The following is a 20,787-nucleotide window of genomic DNA, read 5'->3' as shown; positions in this document are numbered from 1 at the left end:
TTAAATTTAGATACAGGATGGTTAGTAATATTTGACCGTCGCCCTGATTTAGCACCAATAAGCGATCGCACTACCACGGAAATAGCCCTGAGTCCTCAAGGGAGAAATATTACAGTTATTCGGGGGTAGGTTTGGATTTGTTGATGGTTGACGGTTGACGGTGGTCGGTGAGCGGAGTCGATAGCGATAGCGTGGCGTTAGCCATACCGTTGACGGTTGACGGTTGACTGTTGACTGTTGACTGTTGACTGTTGACGGTTGACTGGGAAGATGTGTGACAATCAACAGTCATTAGCTGGGGAATGAATTCCCCAGCTAATAGCGAAAGTCCACTGAAAGTGGACTCTTGGGTTGACAAATCTTCATATGTAGCCCAAACCGGGCTTAATTTAATCATTAATTCGTTTCCATTCAAATAATGTCCCCAGCGAGTGGGGACTACCTTAGGGTAGACGCGGAACTGTGCAATAGGCGTTTCCATTCAAATAATGTCCCCAGCGAGTGGGGACTTTGAGCGCATCGAGGATGGCATCGTTATCGGCTTTGATGTGTTTCCATTCAAATAATGTCCCCAGCGAGTGGGGACTTCACTTGCACCCTTAGATGGGTGTTGGTCAAGGGAGGTTTCCATTCAAATAATGTCCCCAGCGAGTGGGGACCAAAATCGAGGAAATCGAGTATGTTGGCGGGGTATCTTTGTTTCCATTCAAATAATGTCCCCAGCGAGTGGGGACAACGTAGACTCGAATGACCCTTTGTATGAGTGCTTGTTTCCATTCAAATAATGTCCCCAGCGAGTGGGGACAGTCCGCGGAGCCGGGATTAAAGATATGTGCAACCTTGACAAGGTTTCCATTCAAATAATGTCCCCAGCGAGTGGGGACGGACCTCATTTATAACCGCCAACGGAGCCTCTATTGAGTTGTTTCCATTCAAATAATGTCCCCAGCGAGTGGGGACAGCTAAAAACCGAGAATACGGGCGAAAATATCGAGAGAGTTTCCATTCAAATAATGTCCCCAGCGAGTGGGGACGGTCCATAATGCCCCCGCCCACCTTTGAGGAGGCGATGTTTCCATTCAAATAATGTCCCCAGCGAGTGGGGACACGGAAATAACCATTGAAGAGTTTGAACAAGCCATGTTTCCATTCAAATAATGTCCCCAGCGAGTGGGGACTGTGAAGACGATGTTACTTTCGCGGTTATCGGACAGTTTCCATTCAAATAATGTCCCCAGCGAGTGGGGACCTTGGGGAATGGGATTGTCCCCCAAGAAATTTCAGGAATGTTTCCATTCAAATAATGTCCCCAGCGAGTGGGGACAGTCCCGACTATTGAGCGAAATCTAATCACTGATACAGAGTGTTTCCATTCAAATAATGTCCCCAGCGAGTGGGGACGGTAGAGATGTTCCCTGAAGTAAATAGTCGGTTTGGGTTGTTTCCATTCAAATAATGTCCCCAGCGAGTGGGGACAAAAAAAATTACTTTGAGTATAGCGGTGTCCATTTGTCCGTTTCCATTCAAATAATGTCCCCAGCGAGTGGGGACGACGTATCTTACTTAGCTTACATCCCGCACCAATGCAGTTTCCATTCAAATAATGTCCCCAGCGAGTGGGGACTCATTTTTTGCGAAAATTTAGGACTATATCCTTGGGAGTTTCCATTCAAATAATGTCCCCAGCGAGTGGGGACCAGCAGTAAAACGGGCTCTAGTAAAGCCCCTAAAGCACAAGTTTCCAGTCAAATAATGTCCCCAGCGAGTGGGGACGAAAGAAAAATGGAAAAGCTGACGCGGATGCGTCCACTTGTTTCCATTCAAATAATGTCCCCAGCGAGTGGGGACCCCTGCATTCTAAACCATTACCCTGTAAGAAGTCTAGAGGCAGTTTCCGAGGTTCAGAAAAAGCGATGGCTGAAATGGACTTTACCCCAGGTTGTCAAAGGCTGAAACCCTTATACAGCAAGGAACCGAGGTTCAGAACATTAGAATCACTATTTCAGCTATTTTGATTGAACTTCGGTAATAGTTAACTGGTGCATTAAAACAGCACTTAGGCAATGTTAAAGGCGATGGTCTTAACCTCTGACCCGTCAACCGTCAACGGTATGGCTAACGCCACGCTATCGCTATCGACTCCGCTCACCGACCACCGTCAACAGTCAACCGTCAACGGTATGGCTAACGCCACGCTATCGCTATCGACTCCGCTCACCGACCACCGTCAACCGTCAACAGTTTATACAGCAAGCGACCGAGGTTAATCGGCACTCGTCAGATTGAGGATGTCAAAACGCCATAATCAACGTTTCAGCGATTTTACCTGAACTACCGCTATGGGGGAGCCATTGGTAAAATCAAATAATCACGGAACTGGGGGGTTTAATCACCGGTACACCCACACCCCAAGTTTCTACTTGAGATAACGTATGTCGAGACAGGGGATAAAACCTGATATTATCCTCCTCTAACTTGATAATTTTCCTTAACCTCCGCTGTAAGTCTTGGTATTTCTGGGTATTTAACTGACATTCAAACACAGAATACTGTACACGCTGTCCATAACCCTCCAACAAATCAGCTACTTTTTTCCGCCGTTTATCCTCCGGGATGTCGTAAGCAATGACGTACAAAAACATAGTTAAGAGGGAATGGGGTAAATATCAAAAACACCTCTAATCGATACGATATGGTTGATAACAGTGACTGGGGTTATAAACAAACTGCTTAAAAGCTCGCACCTGCTGAGTTAATAAGTCCCACTTAGGTTGTTTAATTCCCTCATCGGTTTGAATTTCCGCGGTCATACGCTGAACAAAAGCGCGTAAAAACTTCTTTCTCCCGGAATTATTTAAATAACAGCCTCCATTTTTAAACTCAAAATCATCTCCAGCATCAACAATATGGCGATTAATTAACCACAGCACCAGAGAATCTACCAAAGGGGCGCGAAATTCTTCAATTAAATCGGAAGCCAAAGCCGCATGACCATCATGTCCTTGATGTAAACACCCATAATAGGGGTCAAGTCCTTGAATTTCAATTAACGCTAACAAGTGATTCCACAATACCTGATAACCAAAACTCAACATGGCGTTGACGGGGTTTCCCGGTGGACGACGACTACGACCGGAGAAAATAAAATCAGGATGAGTCAAGCAGTCACTAAATGCGGTAAAGTATTGTGCAGCACCAGCACCCTCTAGACCCATTAACTTTTCCCATGTATCAGCCTTTACCGCCTCCTGGGCTAGATAGTCTAAACTTTGTAATACTGTTTCCAACACCTCCGACTCTTTTGTTTTTTTGTGTCGTCGCAACAATACACGGCTATTTTTTAACTTTCCCTGGATAATCGCCCTAGCGGTAATTAACTTGTCTACAGGGGATAACTGCTGTTGATAACGTGACAGCTGGCGATATCCCCGGGAAATCGGTAAAATTCTGCCATAGCAATATCCCATGCGGGATAAATAACCAATGGGGATATCTCGCGATAAACAAGCTCGAATAGCTTGAGTTGTCACCTGAGAATAACCAAAAATCAAAATTTGTTCTAAGAGAGGTAATTGCACTTCCCCATAGGAGGTTTCGCCCTGCTTGACAATTAAACTTTCTTGTTGTAAGCAAACATAGCAATTTTGCTCTGAAACATAAAGAGTTTGCATCAGCTGTGACAGTTGATTTTTTGTGGTGGGAATAGGGAAAAGATTACAAATTGGTGTGTAGTTGATTAGACTCAGAAACGTTTTAACTTAGACTCACCCCTAGAACCATGTTGAGAATGCTCAGAAAACATTAATTCTGCTTTTTGTTCTGGTTGTAACCACAAAACCACCCTATCCGCCCCAGTACAAACTATATAAGTAGAGAGGGTTACCAGTAAAGTATTTATCATTACTGCTGCTAAACCCAGGGGTGCAATCAGCAAAATCACTAAAGTAATACTCCCATTCACAACAGACACGGAAACATTTTTCACCGTAGCAGAACGCCGAGAAATATACATAATTTTCATCGACCGAATGGATGATATTGACTACGATAGTCTGAAAAAGGGAGAAATACGACAAAAAGATGCTAAATTAGAATATTATGTATATCTGCTAGAAATCAGCATTGACAATACTTACAGTCAATGTTTAAGAAACTTCTGAATATTTTGTTTTTATACTCAGATTAAGGCAGTGTAATTTAGTTACAGAAAAAATTTAATGATGGATGTCCTCAAAGAAACTACTCCCCCCCCTAGTGTCAATCTCCCGTTAATGCGATCGCTCTATCAATAAATATTCTTTTACCTCCCCTGTTCCCTGTTCCGGTGTTCCGGTGTTCCCTAACTCTACTTAGAGGATGTTTCAAAACTTATGATTAATGCATCAAATATTCTTTTACCTCCCCTGTTCCCTGTTCCCTGTTCCCTGTATTTATTTTAACTATGGCAAAGCAGCAAAGAAATCATCCCTATATAGATAATCTGGCCTTTACCCGGTTAATGGTATTAATTGCTACGTTTTTAAAGTATCCAGGTATAGGTAGTCCAGAGTTTAGTAGATGTAGTCAGAATAAACAGCACAATGCAATTGATGCTGTGAGGGTATATCTGCAAAAACTCGCAATAGAACTGAATATAAAATTACCATTGGGTTATCCGTCTGTCGCCACCCTGCGTAAAGATTTAGAAACTCTCCGGCGTTATGGTATACTAGGAGACCGGATGTACCGCTGGGGTTATTACTTAGGTACTGGTGCGCTCTCTACTACAGAATTAAAAATAGCTTTTAATGCTTTGGCTTCCCAAGCAGAACATCAAGGTGATGCTCAGGTCAGACGGGTTTATGAAGCGGTCAGTAAAAGATTACGGGGTTTAGATATGGAAATGAAGGGGGAATTTTTTTACCCCACGCGCCAATACCTCAATCGTGCTATTATCTATACTGACCCGGAAGAAATGGCATACAAGGGGGAAAACCGGGATACTTTATTTCATCAGTTATCATTAATCGAAACGGCAATTATTCAAGGACAAGCTGTAGAAATTTACCGCAGTAAAGACCTTTATGGTTCTAACCGCATTGGATATTTTAGGGTTTTTCCTTTACAGTTAATTTACCATGATGTGGCTTGGTATTTACTTTATGAAGCTTGTGAGAGTGAGCATTTAGTGATTGGGCGTTTGAATCGTTTTAGTAATTACTGTGAACTCCTGAAAATACCAGCGCGGGGGTTAGAAAAACAAAAAGAAAGTTTAACCAAAGCTGAGACACTACTGGAAAATGGCTGGGGTTTAAGTTTAGGGGAACTAGAAGACCAAAAGTTAGAATTAGAGGGAAATTTACCATTTATTACTGTGAAGGTGCGGTTTTTCTCCCCAGTATCAGCATTTATTTTAGAGGGTGAGTTACGTCATGTCAAACAAGTAATTACTCCTGGACTGGTTGACAGGAACACGGGTAACTACAGTTATATAGACTATCAAGTGAGTCTCCCACCCCGGTCTTTAAATGAGTTTAGTCTGTGGGTAAATCGGTTTTTAGATAAAGCTCAGGTTTTATCTCCACCGCAGTTAGTAGAAAAGCATCGTTTATCGGCTCAGGCTTTAGTTTCTCGCTATGGTAATATATAGTCATCCTATTTGAGTTGAGAAATTATCAGTGAGGAAAGGGAACACCGGAACAGGGAACGGGGAACAGGGGAGGTAAAACAATATTCTATGAGGAAAGGGAACAGGGAACAGGGAACGGGGAACGGGGAACGGGGGAGGTAAAACAATATTCTATGAGGAAAGGGAACAGGGAACGGGGAACGGGGGAGGTAAAACAATATTTGATTAAGTAGAGTTTTTGAGGTAGTCTAGTCCCCATTGATAGAGCGATCGCATTAACAGGAGATTGACACTAGGGGGGGGAATAATTTTTTTGAGGACATCCATCATTAAGTTTTTAATGATCTCTGGGGTCAATTTATCTTTCTTCCACAGGTGACGAATATCTCTCAAGGTGATAGATTCACCTTGATGAATTACCTGATTGCGTTTTTTCCTAATAGCGGTTAATAATTTTGACCATTGATGATTTTGATTATATCTTTGATAGTCGCACCAACCTTGAATTAAATCATACAGTGATGGCTCATCGCTTTTTTGGGGTTTCCAACCCCTCCTAGCCCAATTTTGTCTTGTTGACTGAATGTAAAGTAACCGTTCCAAAATCTGCACGAATTGAATAAAGGCTGTGGTGTAGTTCTCCCGTTGTACCGATAAATCTATAATAATTGTAGACTCCCATAATTTAGTTAAATCATCACCTTGCGTGATATCTAACTGTGTATTCCAAGCTTGAAGCTGTTCCCCATCCACGGTTTTACTGACATGGCGAGAATTTAACCATTCTTTTAACTTGCGGAAAAAATCCTGATCATGAGATTCCCAGTTACTATACTTTGCTAAAAAACCAGCTAATTTATATAGTAGTTCGTACTTGTTTTGATGAATCCTCAACCATAGTTGAGCTTCCACAAAATCCCCTCTTTCCCAAGCTGAGATAATCCGTAACCGTTCCAAAGACCAAAAATATTCTCCCATGGGGATGAGTTGGAAGCTTTGGGAATGATTAGCGCTAACTAAACCATTTTCTGATGTGGTGAAAAATTCCCTAGGGTCATCAGGACTAGCATTGAATACCTGACACTGACGCACCAGAGCAGCGGCGCAAATTTCCACAGAAGATGCGATCGCAGGTGCACAACCTTTATTTTGTATCCACAAAACAAACTCTTGTTTGTTATGGGGCGAAAAACTATCTAAGGCTTCCTTTAAAACTAACAATTCCAATTCTTGACGAATAGCATAATTATCATTAGCGACAATTTTAGGCGCGTGAATATCAACTCTCAGTTGAGGATATAAGCTGATAATTTTCCCTCTCATTAACTCTGCTATCCACACCGTGTCAAGACGACGATGGAACCAAGAAACTGTTTCTGGTTGGTCAGTTCCCCACAGGATAATATGTTTTAAACCTTGCTTCACCCCTTGGTCAATTATATTTTGGTCTAGGAGTAATTCCACAGGGCTAAAATCACCCCCTAACCATTCCTTGCAGTATTCATAATAACGCTGTCCCAGGTCTTTAGCACTACAGGGGTAGGTTTTGTCATTTTCTGGATGTACACCCCGTTCTATTCCCAATTCTTGATACAGTTGAGTGATATGGGAGGGATAACCAATATTACCATCAGCACCAAAGGAACGAATAATATGATCTTTGCAGCGCCAGCCTATTTGTCGAGTACCTACGGTAATAATTAAGGTATCAACCTGTTCGGAATTATTGACACTCATAGGGGGAAAATTTGTAAAGAATTTTCTAAGGTTTGTAAATATTTTTTCCGGGGGTCTGCATTAGCTCCAAATACGGTTACTACTTGATATTCCTCTAAATCTGCAATCCATATGGGGGAAGGAACTACTTCACGTTTAATCTTGTTGGGGTAGTCTCTTCTAACGCCACCGCAGAGGTTTTTGGCCTTAGTGTAGTCAGCATCTTCTAATTGGTGAAACCGTTGATGTAAAATATGCAGTGGATAGGGTTTATTGGTCCTTGTGTCACCACTAACTACTACAATTTTGGCATTAATATCTAATGCTTCACGCCAAGTAGAAGAGTTAGCTGTACCAGAGTTTTGTAGTTGCTGATAATTACAATTAGCGCCTAAACTTTGGAATGCTTGATAAAAATCTCTGAGTCGCTGTTTAAAGAGTTTTTGAAATTTACTAGGAGTTTCTGGTAATTCCCAAAATGAATTTTCACTCTCTGGTATGAGGGTAGAACCACGCCACCAAGGAGCATATTGATTATTGGAGCGAGAATAACAAGGTCTTCTGGCTCCCTGACCAACACCACCTAAATGGAACATTAACCAAGTCAAGTTTTTCCCTAGTTTCCTGAAGTTTTCTTGCTGATTTTTTGGTATCTCTGGGGAGTAATTTAATGTTAAAATACCTTCTTGTTGCCCAGGATCATCTTGTTGATTTTTAGCTTCCCTTTGGGTGACTCTACCCTCTAATACCCTCACCATTAACCACCCCAATTCTTTTTTAGGGGTAATGGTCCCAAATATTTTACCTTCCCAGGTTTGAACTTGTCCCGGTTCTAAAACCCCTAAAGCCAAGGTTCTAAACCAATAACGGAGCATGGATTTAAACGCTACCGGTCTCACTTCTGCATGATTGATTGTATTTGGGTTATGGTTGTGGTTCAAGGGTTGATTAACATTGCTAAATTTTTTCCTCCCATGAATTAATTGACCTTCTAAAATAAACTTAACTCGGAAAAATTCACTTTGGGGGATAATTCTACCAGCACGGTTTAACTGACCGTAACCACTATTGACTTGGGAACCAATTCCCCCTTGTAAACCTGCAGTTAACCACTGTGTAACTTTTTCTAAAATTTGCTCATCTGTACAACCGCTAGCTAAACGTAACCCAATGAGAAAAAAAGGTTTTTCTAAACTCAAAAATGGGTTAGGATTAGGACTATATACTGTTGTGTTACCTTCCCATTGCCAAATGTTATTAGCCATATCCACAGCTAACACATTCTCATTTGGTTGAGGGAGGGGATAAGCATCGAGAAAGACAACTTTACCAGAGCGTTGGTTGAGGTTTGTGGTTTCTAAGGAGCCAAACCAAGGCGCAACTTGTTTTTCTGCGTCTTTCCAAGAAATTCCTTGTTGGGTGATAATTTCCCGAATAGCTTGGGTTCTAGCTACACCCCTTAAAGTGCTAGAAGGAATGTATGGTAAACCCAAAGCATCAAAAGCAGGTAATAAAATACTTTCTGGTCCGCGGTGTCCACCTACTCTAATGCGCCAAGGACATTGCACTTTAAAGCTAGTTTGGGCGATTAATTCTGTACGCTGGGTTAGTTGTTGTAAGCGATCGCGGTAGTTCCCCTGTTCTGCTAATTGTAATATCTGCAATTTGGTGATATCTTTATTTTCACCGTCAGGCGATCGCATCCAGCGTAAATACTCAACAAAACTAGCTTCTTTATGTGGTTGCGGTGGATTTTCAGGGTTTAACCAAGGGGAAGGTTGACCACCACCCCCACCATGACCACCACCTCCACCATGACCACCACCTCCACCATGATTAGAATTAGGTCTATTAACTGCTTGGGGTCTAGGGTTGTTGGGATTATTGCGGTTTGGTCTTTGAAATACCATGATTTTTATTCTCCCTTAATATCTGCATAAATAGCAGTCGCCCAAAAACTAAATTCCTGTGCTAAAGCTAGACCTAACCCAGTTAAACCTAAATATTCATCTGTACCGAGTTTTCTTAAAGTATCTAAACCGCGATCGCCGACTAAATTTCGTACTCCTGAAACCTCTTCTAAACACTGAAAAAACTTCTTCACCACCTGCTTTTTACCCTCCATATTATTACCCAAGGCTGTTTCCTCAGCCTTAAGGCGCATCATTCCCCAGGTAGAAAGATAGGTATAAAGTTCAACTGCTTGACTTTTTTGTTGTCTCAAACGATCAACATCTTGATTAGGGAGAGCGCGCAAATTATTTAAAGCGTCATAAATCGGACTAGCGAGAGTTCTGGGGTCAAAGGTCATATGGTCATCCTATTTGAGTTGAGAAATTATCAGTGAGGAAAGGGAACAGGGAACACCGGAACGGGGAACAGAGAACAGGGAACAGAGAACGGGGAACAGGGAACACACCGAACAGAGAACAGAAATTGTTCATGAATCATTTAGAATTTCTATATCAATTAATTCCTGTAATTAATTTCATAATTGCTGATTTCTACATCCATTGTTGAACAAATCCCCGTCCTAAACTTTCCTGTCCACCAATTTGCACAATGGTATTACCAGCTAATAATGTTTCAAACTCAGAGCAGGAGTTTTGTGATCTTCCATTCGCTTGGGATGTCATACCCCAGGGTAAATACATCAATGTATCTGGGGGGATAGCTTCCTCATAGCGAAAACCACCATCTACAGATTTATGTTCATCCAATTTAATTTTTACCTGTCGCCATAAACTCATTTGAATTAATGTACCGCAATGTTGATCAGGTAAAACTAACAGGCGATTAATTGAACTTGTGGGCGAGGATTTAGGGACAAAATCTGCCCACTTATCCCATTTTTTTAAGTTTTCCGCCTTAATAATGGCATCTTTGAGGTAAATAGCAGAGTTAACAGCAGCGAAATTACAGCTATATTCTGGGGGGATAGTTAAATTACCTAAATTACTGCCTTGTAATCGTTGCCATCTTTGTAATAACATAGGACAACTCACCCACACCACACTATGGCTGAGAGATGGTACCGGTAACCACAATATAGAAGCGTCACCAATCCAAATATCACCTTGTTCTAATTTACCATCTTTTAAATCTGTACCAAATAACTGAGCTTGAATGCTTTTCTCTGCAAGAGAACGGATTTTACCGCGCATGGTGCTAGAAGGAATATAAGGTAAATTAGTATGTGACTCCCGCGCAATTCCCAGTAAATTACCTTCTTGAGTTGTACCACCTGTATGTAATGGTGACAGTAAATATAAATAAATCGATTTCATGATGATGTTACCTAACTTAATTGATTGCTATTTGTATTCAATCCACAGCATTTCGGAATAACCCAACCGTCGCCAATGATTTACACAATTCGGGTAATCATCCTGAAATAATCCTTGGGGTTGATTCAAAAAATACAAACTTCCCGGCGGTGCTGCAAATACTTGAGGTGCAGGAATGCTATTATTCTCAGTATATTTACCACGAATACGGCAACTAATAGGTACTGGTTTATCAGTAGCCATGGTAACAAAGTTACCATTTATTAATTTCCATTCCCAGGGATAGGGACGACATAAAGATGTAAACCTGTTATTTCTAATGCGGTGTTTACGTTCAAATACCCCAGGGGTAATTAAATAAGCAATAGATTTATGAGTAGATTGGAAATTCTCCTGGGAAATTCCTTGAAGTTCTACCCATTGTTGTGTTAATTCTGGACAATATTCTATCATTGTCCGGTGTCCTTCCCCTCCTAATCTCATCGTATTAGGTGTTGGTAATTCCTGATCAACACCGATGGCTAAACTCCAATGAGGACGGAGGCGAATGGCGTTTTCTACAAAATAACCATCAGCATCTTTAACTTGTCTAGTTCCCGGCTCTAGGCTATTATGAGAACGGGTTTCTATAGTCCAAGGTTCATCTTCATGCCTACCACTCTCTACTAACCAATCTTTTGCTTGAATCTTCCCTGTTTTCAGATAATCTTTAACAACTTCATAAGGTAGATATTGTCTGAAGTCATCAGCTTGACCCTTAGCTGAATTGTATTCGTCATCATCTCTAGATGCATCAGCGGGTTTAACTAAAGGACAAGGTTGATTATGATCCCACAATGCATTATGCACGTGAGATTTATTTTCCCATACTAGTGGCACCAGGGGGATAGATTTGACAAATCCTAGGGGACGAGGAAAATATAAGGTATTCTGTCCCTGGTTTTGACGACAGAGCAACGGACCTGTTAAACGAAAGTCTTTTTTCTCTCCTAAAAGTCCCCGCAATGCTCCGGCGATCGCATGACCATTAGGAGGAAATACACTCCCGGCCCAAGCCCTTTCCTGTGGTGAAAAGGGTTTAGCATCCCGTAACATTAATATATCTAAAGGTGTGAGTTTGTACCAATACATTAACGACCACCTCCTATTTTAATATGGCGGTTACGTTTGACAAATGCTGCAAGTTTTAACCAGTTCTCTACTTCATCATTAAGATGAGTAATTTGAGTGGTTGTAAACAGAAGGTTGAGAAATGCTGCTAATCTTTGTTGAAACTCGGCTTTTGCAGTTTGATTATTTTGGAACTGGTCACGGCGATCGCAAAATACCTGCGTCCAAGGTAAAATAGCCTCAGAATTAGGCGCTGGGTGTTGACTCCACAAACTCGCAGCTTGTTCAAATAGGGCGCTGTCTTCTTCCCCACTGATTAATATTTGCCATTGATGAAAAACTTCAAACTTTGCCGTTGACTGTAAGGTGTTACCATTACCGTATAGTACCCGCACCTGTACAGCATCCTTTTTTGCACCTTCAGGACTGTGATGTTTTTTAGCTTTTTTTTCTGCTTCCCAGAGACTTTCTAAGGCGATCGCTAGGGGAACCGAATGATGGGCGATGATAATACCAAAGCTGATAGTAGCTGCGCTCCCCATAGTAAACAGAGGACGGTCAACTAACTGCTGGCTATTACCTTTATACCGCCAATAATCACCATCATTACTAAATTCATCCTTGGGGTCTTTTCCACCTTGGAAACATTGGCGAATATCCCATAACCATTCGTCCCATTCCCACAGATTCGTATAGGCTAGAACGTCATCACCACCACCATAAATCAGTTTACCAGCATAGCGACATTCTGTGAGGTAAGGCACAAGTTGATTAGAAAAATCTAGTAAAGCGCGACTTAAGGCATTATGGGTACTAGGTCCCATGCGTTTTTTCAGTTCTAGGAATTGGGGGAAATTCTCTAAATCAACCTCCAAACCAGAGGGAATATATTCCTTATAGGCTTTCATCTTCGCCCCTTTTAACCATTCACTCATCCCATCACCATCACCAGCGGCTAACACATACCAGCTAGATGGGTTATTTTGGGGATAGTATTGACTAATAATCCGATTCAATACCTGAGTATATTCAATTCTAAATTCCTTCCCATTTTCCAACTCCTCCACTAACCACCCAGAATTGAGTAGACGGGGATGATATTGTTTAGGAGTATTTTGTTTATCTCTCCAAGGAATACCCCATTTACCGCGCATATCTTGGAGCATTGTTTTGGTGTCGGTAAACCTGCTAATTATAGCTTGACAAGCCTGGTTAAAATTGTTTTCATGTTCAGACTGACCCTGATTAACCTTCAAATACCCCGCGACTCCAGAAGTTAAATCAGGATAGGATACTTGTAAATCAGTTACCCCTAATAATTCGCCGATAATTTTTGGTAAACCGCGTTTAAGGGTTTCCGTCGCGTTTAACTGTTCTGTACCATCAAATAAACCAGCTTGTCTTGACCACAATCTTTTAGTATCCCCTTCTGTTGTCCAGTCCTTACCAGGGTTGACCACAGGACCAATACCAGAAATTGTAGACCGCGGACCAAATGCTGTGGGTATTTCCCAATTTCTAGCATTTTTCACAGATGCTAAACTTGCACGAGTAGCATCAAATATATATCCCCACCATGAACCAACATTAGCACTAAAGCCTCGTTTTTGCTTTTCCCAACGTTTTTTATATGCTTCCCGCAGTAATTTTAATTCTTGGTCTTTAAATAATTTAACTCCCTCACCTGTCACCGGTTGATGTAAATTATAGGTTTTGTTTTGTACCTCACACCATTCTTGCAATTCTTGATCTTTATTTTCAGCAGCGGAAATCTTAAATTCCTCACCTTCTTTCCCAATCGGTAAAGCAGTCCAATAAAACTGCCATTGGGATTGTAACCAACCTTCCCAAGTGCTATGATTAGCATCTAGGTTTCTCATCCAATAACGTTCGTTTTGTAGTTCTTCTAGAACTAATTTACTAATATGTTGCCATTCAGCGAGCAGAGTTTGTTGGGCTGTTTGCATGGCGGCTTTAACTTTAGCTTCAGGCAAAACTAAAACTATAACATTAGGGAAACCTGCGGTTAGTAATGATTCTGCTGTCGGTGCGGTTACCCACTGCTGATATTCTGGATATGTTTGTAGTAACCAATGGTCAATCAGTGGTTGTTGGTAAAGACTGGGATAAAGTAAACTATCTGGTCCATATTGATTAGCCAGTTTCCAGCAAACTTTGGCTGAAAGATAATGTAACAACCACGAACCAGCCCAAAAATCCCGCATTTTGCGACTGGCCTTGATTAGTTCTTGTACCGGACTAAAGCTAAATACTGCTAGGTAGGGATGAGATACTGGTTGATTTCTCGGCCACTGTTTGACTTGTTCTAGGGTTAGGTCATATCCTGCTAATGCGCCAGCTAAAGCTGAGGTCATGCTTACATGACTCCAGATGGAAGCATCGGGTAATCTGGTTTCCGCCGGCATTAACATTAATGAACTATCATTAAATAAGTCACAGGTTGCTTGGGGTAAACAACGCCATAACCACCAATATAATTTCTTAATCTGGGCAATATTATCTGTAATATCTGCGGTTTGTAGTTCTTTCGGTATAAGTTGTAATAATTGTTGCTCTTTTTCTGCTAAATAGTCTTTACGTGGAGATGTGATTAAGGTCTGATGCTCCTTAATCTTAAATTCTTGGGTTGCACCAGATAATAAATGAGTAATATCTAAGCCCTTCTCAGGATTCTTCCCCGGAGCATAGTTGATCGTAGCTGTCACACTACCTATGGCTGCTCTGTCACTAGCGGAGGCGATATAGTCAGCTAAAAGTATATTTTTTAATACTTTCCCAGCTGATTCTTCAGGTATTCTATTAATCTCAACCCAAGGTTTCATTGCTTCTAGTTGCTCATAGAAGCTGTTCCCACCCCTACCGCTGTTGTTGTGTAAGGCTTTTAACACAGGGTCATGGAGTAAACCCCAAATTTTCGCCCGCCAATACTCTGTTGACATTAGTATTTTATCTGTGTTGCCGATATCAGTATCCTAAAAGATTTAGTTCATATCTGTCTATTAACAGCAAATATTACCAAAATATCTTACCTAGGGCTGAAAAGCTTTAATAATAACCGTTTGGGGTATTGTAAAGATTATTACTAATATTATTTTTTTATTTGGTTAAAGTTTGATATAGTATAAAATATCTTAGACAAAAAGGCTCAATAGTCTTGAGGGTGGGGTTATGGTTTGCCTACAGGAGTAATTGCTGATGGAACTGTCAACTCAGGTAACTGGCGATATCTCCCTGGGAGAATTTCTGAAATTATCAGATACTAAACCGCCCAGGGAGTATATTGATGGCTGCATCTACCAAAAACCAATGCCCCAAGGGAAACATAGCAGAATCCAAACTTGTTTATCAACTAATATTAATCAGGTGGGTGAACCCCAAAAACAAGCCTTAGCACTAACTGAATTACGCTGCACCTTTGGGGGAGGTTCTTTAGTGCCGGACATTGCTGTATTTGCATGGTCACGCATCCCCACTGATGAAGATGGGGAAATTGCCAATAAGTTTGAAAGTTATCCAGATTGGACTATTGAAATTTTATCACCCGACCAATCGCCAAATTACGTAATTAATAAAATTATTTTTTGTATGCAGCAGGGGACTAAGTTAGGTTGGTTTATTGACCCTAATGATAAATCCGTCATGGTATTTCAACCTCAACAATTACCAGAGGTCAAATACAATACTGATATATTACCTGTGCTTGATGTGTTAAAAGATTGGCGGTTACAGGTAAGACAGATATTTAGTTGGTTGCAAGTGAAATAAATTTGGTATTAATTAAGACGCACTTGATAGATAACCTAGGGATGAACATATTTATTTCTGGATAAGTTTACAGAAAACCCCCCGGAATTGTGACAATTAAGCTAGAATTATTAAAGGTTCTTTACAGAAGTTGCTAATTAACAATAGTTCTGTTAGAGCGACTCGTATTGACATTGAAAACTGAAAACCCCCTCTTGAGTTCACTAAAAGCTCCTATGACGCTCCCAATTCGCAACGTCGCCATCATCGCCCACGTTGACCACGGCAAAACTACCCTGGTTGATGCGCTCCTCAAACAATCTGGTATTTTCCGAGAAGGTGAAGACGTTCCGGATTGTGTCATGGACTCCAACGCCCTAGAACGGGAGCGGGGTATTACCATTCTCTCTAAAAATACAGCTGTTCGCTACAAAGACACATTAATTAACATTGTGGATACCCCCGGACACGCCGACTTTGGCGGCGAAGTGGAACGGGTACTAGGTATGGTGGATGGTTGTTTGTTAATTGTAGATGCTAATGAGGGTCCGATGCCCCAGACACGCTTTGTATTGAAAAAAGCGTTAGAAAAGGGACTGCGCCCCATTGTGGTGATTAACAAAATTGACCGCGCCCAGGGTGACCCCCATGTGGCTGTAGATAAGGTTTTGGATCTGTTCTTAGAATTAGGAGCAGATGAAGACCAATGTGATTTTACCTATCTATTTGCTTCCGGTATGGGCGGTTACGCCAAGGAAACCATGGAAGGGGAAGCGGTAGATATGCAGCCTTTATTTAATGCCATTCTACAACACGTTCCACCTCCTGTAGGGGATATTAACAAACCTCTACAATTGCAAGTCACCACCCTAGATTATTCGGAATATCTGGGACGGATTGTGATTGGTAGAATCCATAATGGTACTATCCGCACTGGACAACAGGCGGCTTTAGTAAAGGAAGATGGTACTATTGTCAAGTCCAAAATTACCAAATTAATGGGGTTTGAAGGACTCAAGCGGGTGGAAATGGAAGAAGCCACCGCGGGTTATATTGTGGCAGTATCTGGTTTTGGTGATGCTTATATTGGGGAGACTATCACCGACCCCAACGAACCCCAAGCTTTACCTTTAATTAAAGTGGATGAACCCACTTTACAAATGACTTTCTGGGTGAATGATTCACCTTTTGCCGGTCAAGAAGGTAAACTGGTAACATCCAGACAGGTACGCGATCGCCTGTTGCGGGAATTAGAAACTAACGTCGCCCTACGAGTAGAAGAAACTGACTCCCCCGATAAATTCCAAGTTTCCGGTCGGGGTGAATTACATTTGGGGATTTTAATCGAAACCATGCGCCGAGAAGGTTTCGAGTTCCAAGTATCTCAACCACAGGTAATTTACCGAGAAATCAACGGTCAACCTTGCGAACCCTTTGAACTCCTAGCGTTGGATGTTCCCGAAGATGCAGTAGGTAGCTGTATTGAACGCCTAGGACAACGCAAAGGCGAAATGCAAGATATGCAAGTGATTGGGAATGGTCGCACCCTGTTAGAGTTTATCATTCCCGCCCGGGGTTTAATTGGTTTCCGGGGTGAATTCATGCGGTTAACTCGTGGTGAAGGGATTATGAACCACAGTTTCCATGATTATCGTCCCCTCACCGGGGAAATTGAAGCCCGCAACAAAGGGGTTCTGATTGCATTTGAAGAAGGTGTTTCTACATTCTACGCCATGAAAAACGCAGAAGATAGAGGCGCATTCTTTATCACTCCCGGAACCAAAGTTTATAAGGGTATGATTATTGGAGAACATAATCGCCCCCAAGACTTAGAGTTAAATGTGTGTAAAACCAAGCAATTAACCAATCACCGCGCCGCTGGTGGGGATGAACTGGTACAATTGCAAACACCAATAGAAATGAGTTTAGAGAGAGCTTTAGAGTACATTGGTTCAGATGAATTGGTGGAAGTCACACCGGAATCAATTCGTTTACGCAAAGTCAGCAAGAAATTCGCCAAACGTTAAAAACCCCACCCCCAAACCCTCCCCGGTGAGGGTTTGGAAACTTCTATCCACGGTTAAACCGAATGTGGTAAACTTAGGTTTAACCGCTTTAACATTGCCGATCGCGCTTGTAAGGCTAGACTATCATCTAGTGGTGACAAGGCGATCGCCTGTTGATATTTCAGCCGCAAAGCAGTTTGAATCAACCAGTCAGCGACAAAAGGATTTTTAGGTAACAAAGGACCGTGGGAATAAGTGGCGATCGCATTCTGATAAAATGCGCCCTCAGTCCCATCCTCACCATTATTACCCAAACCATAGACCACACGCCCCAAAGCTTCCACCTCACCTAGGCGAGTCCGTCCCCCATGATTCTCAAAACCCACTAAATAGGGTTTAGTTCCGGTCATCTCTGCTAATTCCCGCCCTAAGCGATTAGCTGTAACTTCAACTACCAAATTACCAATACAGCGTTGAGTATTTTCACCGGGATGTACAGAGACTAAATCAAAGATTCCTAAACCTTCAATCCGCTTCCCTAAAGCAGGTTCGTAATATTTACCCAACAGTTGGGGAGAACCACAGGTAAATACTCCCGGTGTACCATTGTGAATTTTATCACCCATAGCCTCCGCTTTTGCGCCCTGTAAATCGCGCATGACAATTTCTTGCTGGCGGTCCTGTGCGCCACCACCAACAATAATATCTACACTGCGAATATCAGCAGCGGTAGAATTTTGGTCTAGGGGAACCACCCTCACATTATACCCCCGCCACTGGGCGCGACGTTCGATGGTAATCACATTACCGCGATCGCCATAGGTACTCATCAGTCGAGGATACAACCAGCCGATAACTAATTCTAAAGTAGAACTCATAAAACCTCAATTACCCCAATTATAACTAATAACTTGGCTACTACTCAGATTAACCACCCATAAACACACATACATTTTGACTTCCAAACATCGGGAACCATGACAACCTTCGCGTATTATACATAGCTAAAATCTGCCAGTGTTGAATTAAACCTCAGCAATTAGTATTCTATGTAACAGTTTTTTTGTCATATATTCACCATACTGTCAGAGTGTTTTTAGCTATCTCCAAGATTTATTTGTTAATTTTCCAGCCAACAAATTATAATCGGGATTACTTATGCAAGTTATTACAGCTCCTAATATTCCAATCATTGCTGGAGAAAACGCCGTCCCCGTCTCCCAATTACCTCCCATATGGCAAAATATAGCCGCGGGGGTTGCAAATGTGGGACTAGATCACCCCCAGACTTACGTAGAAATGGCTCAGTTATTCCAATATAAACTGGGGCGGGGTGATGTAGACTTATTTAGTGAACGTCCAGAATTAGCGCCTTTTAAATCAGCATTTTCCCAGCTATTTGGTCAACTAGGTTATGAAACCCTAGAATTTTATGGTCATGATTTCTTGATTTCTAGCTATCCAGATTTTAAACAAGTTCTCGCAGATGTAAAATCTCAGGGTAGAGAATTCGCCCATGAGGTGAAAGTCGCACTCATAGGTAGAGAACTGTTTGATGAGTTTGGCTACGAACTACCCGCTAGTTTCTATCATGTCCACCTCGCGCCAATTTACCGAGATCATATATTTGAAGAACGAGCTTTACGCTTTGATCAACGGGATATCGCACACAAACGCTCTTGGGATGCTGTCTTACACGCAGGTAAAGTTTTTGCTGTGCAAATGAAAGTGCAAAGCATCGCCTCTAAATATGGTTTTACCTATCATCATGGTTGCGGTTGTAATTCTCATCTATCTTCTATTGATATCTCTGAGGGAGAATTTAACTATCAAATCAGTGCTGAGAAATATCACAGATGGATTAGAAGTTTTATCTGGACTGCTTGGTATGAATACGCCTTCTTTCCCATCGTTCCTAATACCAGTTATTTAGTCTGATGACGGTTGACGGTTGACGGTTGACGGTTAACTGTTGACGGTTGACGGTTGACGGTTGACGGTTGACGGTTGACGGTTGGTGGGTCAGTCAGAACAGGGGTGAGAAACCCCAGTCTCATAGCTAAAGTCCGATAAATCCGACACGGTGTTACAGCAGTTTTCAAGTAAATAAAATACACACCTTAACATCATAAATCTTGTGGGGTGGGCATCCTGCCCGCCCCTCAATACCTCACTCAGATAAAATGCGCTGTAACTCTAACAGTACAAATGTTGACGGTTGACGGCTCAGAGGTTAAGACCATCGCCTTTAACATCGCCTAGGGGCTGTTTTAATGTACCAGTTAACTATTACCGAAGTTCAATCAAAATAGCTGAAATAGCGATTCTAATGTTTTGACCCTCGGTCGCTTGCTGTATAAGGGTTTCAGCCTTTGACAGACTGGGGTAAAGTTCATTTCAGCCGCCGGTTTTTCTGAACCTGGCTAACGCCACGCTATCGCTATCGGAAACTGCCTCTAGACTTCTTACAGGGTAATGGTTTAAAATGCAAGGGTCCCCACTCGCTGGGGACATTATTTGAATGGAAACTTACACCTGCATCTTGACAAATGCAGATGAATAACGTCCCCACTGGCTGGGGACATTATTTGAATGGAAACTTAACAACGCCTGAATTGTTAAGATTATTATTTTATGTCCCCACTCGCTGGGGACATTATTTGAATGGAAACAGTTAGTTGATATAATAGGATTTGCTAGTTAGTGTTAGTCCCCACTCGCTGGGGACATTATTTGAATGGAAACCTAGGACAAGATCCCCGACTTCTTAGAGAAGTCGGGGATATTTCCCACTCGAACAGTGAGAAGAGAAACGCGATCGCATTGAGAATTGTATGGATTAATTGACGTTTCCCTAGAGACATCAATCGAATGGAAACGAATTAATGATTAAGCCCGGTTTGGGCTGAATATAAAGATTTGTCAACCCAAGAGTCCACTTTCAGTGGACTTTCGCTATTAGCCGGGGAATTCATTCCCCGGCTAATCCAATGATTGTTATCACACATCTTCCCAGTCAACCGTCAACAAATCCAAACCTACCCCCGAATAACTGTAATATTTCTACCTTGAGGACTCAGGACTATTTCCGTGGTAGTGCGATCGCTGATGGGCGGTAAATCGGGGCGACGGTCAAATATTACTAACCATCCTATATCTAAATTTAAACCTGATAAATATTTATCTAACTGTATTAATCCTTGCTGCAATGGGTCCGGTTTACCCTGCTTCCACACCTTTAATTCCATCCCTAAGACCACATCCCCATAACGCAGACATATATCCATCCTCCCCG

At 41.9% G+C, this 20,787-nt stretch carries 17 protein-coding genes, 1 pseudogene and 1 CRISPR repeat array; of the genes and pseudogenes, 5 read left to right on the top strand and 13 right to left on the bottom strand.

Annotation, left to right across the window (positions count from 1 at the left end; all coding sequences use genetic code 11):
• Nucleotides 1-115: 115 nt before the first annotated feature.
• Nucleotides 116-397 carry a hypothetical protein gene (locus NWP22_RS01180; RefSeq protein WP_280801422.1) on the bottom strand — a complete coding sequence of 94 codons (282 nt, stop codon included), beginning with the start codon at nt 395-397 and terminating at the stop codon, nt 116-118.
• A gap of 6 nt (nt 398-403) precedes the next feature.
• Nucleotides 404-1,848: direct repeats of the CRISPR family, unit length 36 nt; unit sequence GTTTCCATTCAAATAATGTCCCCAGCGAGTGGGGAC.
• A 227-nt stretch (nt 1,849-2,075) separates the two neighbouring features.
• On the opposite strand from NWP22_RS01180, the gene NWP22_RS01175 reads away from it, so the two are divergent.
• Complete coding sequence (locus NWP22_RS01175; protein WP_280801421.1) at nt 2,076-2,267, top strand: hypothetical protein; 192 nt, start codon at nt 2,076-2,078, stop codon at nt 2,265-2,267.
• 93 nt (nt 2,268-2,360) lie between these two features.
• On the opposite strand, the gene cas2 is transcribed toward NWP22_RS01175, so the two are convergent.
• The 3 genes from cas2 to csx18 form a co-directional block, all read right to left on the bottom strand.
• Entirely contained in the window at nt 2,361-2,642 is a 282-nt protein-coding gene (cas2, locus tag NWP22_RS01170) for a CRISPR-associated endonuclease Cas2 (protein WP_280792876.1), read from the bottom strand.
• A 36-nt stretch (nt 2,643-2,678) separates the two neighbouring features.
• The gene (gene cas1 / locus NWP22_RS01165) at nt 2,679-3,671 is read right to left on the bottom strand and encodes a CRISPR-associated endonuclease Cas1 (RefSeq protein WP_271734224.1); all 993 of its coding nucleotides are present in this window, start codon (nt 3,669-3,671) and stop codon (nt 2,679-2,681) included.
• 71 nt (nt 3,672-3,742) lie between these two features.
• Nucleotides 3,743-4,021 carry a CRISPR-associated protein Csx18 gene (csx18, locus tag NWP22_RS01160; protein ID WP_342393857.1) on the bottom strand — a complete coding sequence of 93 codons (279 nt, stop codon included), beginning with the start codon at nt 4,019-4,021 and terminating at the stop codon, nt 3,743-3,745.
• Nucleotides 4,022-4,441: 420 nt separating this feature from the next.
• Here csx18 and NWP22_RS01155 point away from each other — a divergent pair, with 420 nt between their 5' ends.
• Nucleotides 4,442-5,629, top strand: a complete 1,188-nt coding sequence (locus NWP22_RS01155) for a helix-turn-helix transcriptional regulator (protein ID WP_271734226.1) — start codon at nt 4,442-4,444, stop codon at nt 5,627-5,629.
• A gap of 204 nt (nt 5,630-5,833) precedes the next feature.
• On the opposite strand, the gene NWP22_RS01150 is transcribed toward NWP22_RS01155, so the two are convergent.
• From NWP22_RS01150 to cas10, 6 genes are all read right to left on the bottom strand, one after another.
• Complete coding sequence (locus tag NWP22_RS01150) at nt 5,834-7,345, bottom strand: hypothetical protein (protein ID WP_280801420.1); 1,512 nt, start codon at nt 7,343-7,345, stop codon at nt 5,834-5,836.
• Nucleotides 7,342-9,234 carry an RAMP superfamily CRISPR-associated protein gene (locus NWP22_RS01145; protein WP_280801419.1) on the bottom strand — a complete coding sequence of 631 codons (1,893 nt, stop codon included), beginning with the start codon at nt 9,232-9,234 and terminating at the stop codon, nt 7,342-7,344. The genes NWP22_RS01150 and NWP22_RS01145 overlap by 4 nt, the downstream gene beginning before the upstream one ends.
• 5 nt (nt 9,235-9,239) lie before the next feature.
• The gene (locus NWP22_RS01140) at nt 9,240-9,635 is read right to left on the bottom strand and encodes a hypothetical protein (RefSeq protein ID WP_271734229.1); all 396 of its coding nucleotides are present in this window, start codon (nt 9,633-9,635) and stop codon (nt 9,240-9,242) included.
• Between the two features lie 193 nt (nt 9,636-9,828).
• Nucleotides 9,829-10,611, bottom strand: coding sequence for a type III-B CRISPR module RAMP protein Cmr4 (gene cmr4, locus NWP22_RS01135; RefSeq protein ID WP_280801418.1), 783 nt, complete (start codon nt 10,609-10,611; stop codon nt 9,829-9,831).
• A gap of 27 nt (nt 10,612-10,638) precedes the next feature.
• Nucleotides 10,639-11,742 carry a type III-B CRISPR module-associated protein Cmr3 gene (locus NWP22_RS01130; RefSeq protein WP_280801417.1) on the bottom strand — a complete coding sequence of 368 codons (1,104 nt, stop codon included), beginning with the start codon at nt 11,740-11,742 and terminating at the stop codon, nt 10,639-10,641.
• Nucleotides 11,742-14,681, bottom strand: a complete 2,940-nt coding sequence (cas10, locus tag NWP22_RS01125; protein ID WP_280801416.1) for a type III-B CRISPR-associated protein Cas10/Cmr2 — start codon at nt 14,679-14,681, stop codon at nt 11,742-11,744. The genes NWP22_RS01130 and cas10 overlap by 1 nt, the downstream gene beginning before the upstream one ends.
• Before the next feature lie 256 nt (nt 14,682-14,937).
• Between cas10 and NWP22_RS01120 the strand changes: the two genes are divergently transcribed.
• Together NWP22_RS01120 and typA are read left to right on the top strand one after the other, a co-directional pair.
• A complete protein-coding gene (locus NWP22_RS01120) occupies nt 14,938-15,507 on the top strand; it encodes a Uma2 family endonuclease (RefSeq protein WP_271734234.1) in 570 nt (189 codons plus the stop codon).
• A 215-nt stretch (nt 15,508-15,722) separates the two neighbouring features.
• A complete protein-coding gene (gene typA, locus NWP22_RS01115) occupies nt 15,723-17,513 on the top strand; it encodes a translational GTPase TypA (RefSeq protein ID WP_271734235.1) in 1,791 nt (596 codons plus the stop codon).
• 53 nt (nt 17,514-17,566) lie between these two features.
• Here the strand turns inward: typA and NWP22_RS01110 are convergent, their stop codons facing one another.
• Nucleotides 17,567-18,370 (bottom strand): type 1 glutamine amidotransferase, encoded by an 804-nt coding sequence (locus NWP22_RS01110; protein WP_271734236.1) that lies wholly within the window; start codon nt 18,368-18,370, stop codon nt 17,567-17,569.
• A 280-nt stretch (nt 18,371-18,650) separates the two neighbouring features.
• Between NWP22_RS01110 and NWP22_RS01105 the strand changes: the two genes are divergently transcribed.
• Nucleotides 18,651-19,430, top strand: a complete 780-nt coding sequence (locus NWP22_RS01105; protein WP_280801415.1) for a hypothetical protein — start codon at nt 18,651-18,653, stop codon at nt 19,428-19,430.
• On the opposite strand, the gene NWP22_RS01100 is transcribed toward NWP22_RS01105, so the two are convergent.
• The gene (locus NWP22_RS01100; RefSeq protein WP_271734238.1) at nt 19,418-19,594 is read right to left on the bottom strand and encodes a hypothetical protein; all 177 of its coding nucleotides are present in this window, start codon (nt 19,592-19,594) and stop codon (nt 19,418-19,420) included. The genes NWP22_RS01105 and NWP22_RS01100 overlap by 13 nt on opposite strands.
• Before the next feature lie 936 nt (nt 19,595-20,530).
• Nucleotides 20,531-20,787 (bottom strand): annotated as a pseudogene (locus NWP22_RS01095) (ATP-binding protein); the annotation flags it as partial.

Source organism: Anabaenopsis tanganyikae CS-531, from assembly GCF_029891675.1.
In the GTDB taxonomy this organism is placed as follows: Bacteria; Cyanobacteriota; Cyanobacteriia; order Cyanobacteriales; family Nostocaceae; genus Anabaenopsis; species Anabaenopsis arnoldii.
The sequence above is the reverse complement of the archived record's forward strand: the minus strand, read 5'-3'. Positions and strand labels throughout refer to the sequence as shown.

Bases quoted from the DNA above. Each gene is read 5' to 3' on its own strand.
- NWP22_RS01180 (WP_280801422.1), bottom strand. From the start codon at position 397: ATGATTAAATTAAGCCCGGTTTGGGCTACATATGAAGATTTGTCAACC.
- NWP22_RS01175 (WP_280801421.1), top strand. From the start codon at position 2,076: ATGGTCTTAACCTCTGACCCGTCAACCGTCAACGGTATGGCTAACGCC.
- cas2 (WP_280792876.1), bottom strand. From the start codon at position 2,642: ATGTTTTTGTACGTCATTGCTTACGACATCCCGGAGGATAAACGGCGG.
- cas1 (WP_271734224.1), bottom strand. From the start codon at position 3,671: ATGCAAACTCTTTATGTTTCAGAGCAAAATTGCTATGTTTGCTTACAA.
- csx18 (WP_342393857.1), bottom strand. From the start codon at position 4,021: ATGAAAATTATGTATATTTCTCGGCGTTCTGCTACGGTGAAAAATGTT.
- NWP22_RS01155 (WP_271734226.1), top strand. From the start codon at position 4,442: ATGGCAAAGCAGCAAAGAAATCATCCCTATATAGATAATCTGGCCTTT.
- NWP22_RS01150 (WP_280801420.1), bottom strand. From the start codon at position 7,345: ATGAGTGTCAATAATTCCGAACAGGTTGATACCTTAATTATTACCGTA.
- NWP22_RS01145 (WP_280801419.1), bottom strand. From the start codon at position 9,234: ATGGTATTTCAAAGACCAAACCGCAATAATCCCAACAACCCTAGACCC.
- NWP22_RS01140 (WP_271734229.1), bottom strand. From the start codon at position 9,635: ATGACCTTTGACCCCAGAACTCTCGCTAGTCCGATTTATGACGCTTTA.
- cmr4 (WP_280801418.1), bottom strand. From the start codon at position 10,611: ATGAAATCGATTTATTTATATTTACTGTCACCATTACATACAGGTGGT.
- NWP22_RS01130 (WP_280801417.1), bottom strand. From the start codon at position 11,742: ATGTATTGGTACAAACTCACACCTTTAGATATATTAATGTTACGGGAT.
- cas10 (WP_280801416.1), bottom strand. From the start codon at position 14,681: ATGTCAACAGAGTATTGGCGGGCGAAAATTTGGGGTTTACTCCATGAC.
- NWP22_RS01120 (WP_271734234.1), top strand. From the start codon at position 14,938: ATGGAACTGTCAACTCAGGTAACTGGCGATATCTCCCTGGGAGAATTT.
- typA (WP_271734235.1), top strand. From the start codon at position 15,723: ATGACGCTCCCAATTCGCAACGTCGCCATCATCGCCCACGTTGACCAC.
- NWP22_RS01110 (WP_271734236.1), bottom strand. From the start codon at position 18,370: ATGAGTTCTACTTTAGAATTAGTTATCGGCTGGTTGTATCCTCGACTG.
- NWP22_RS01105 (WP_280801415.1), top strand. From the start codon at position 18,651: ATGCAAGTTATTACAGCTCCTAATATTCCAATCATTGCTGGAGAAAAC.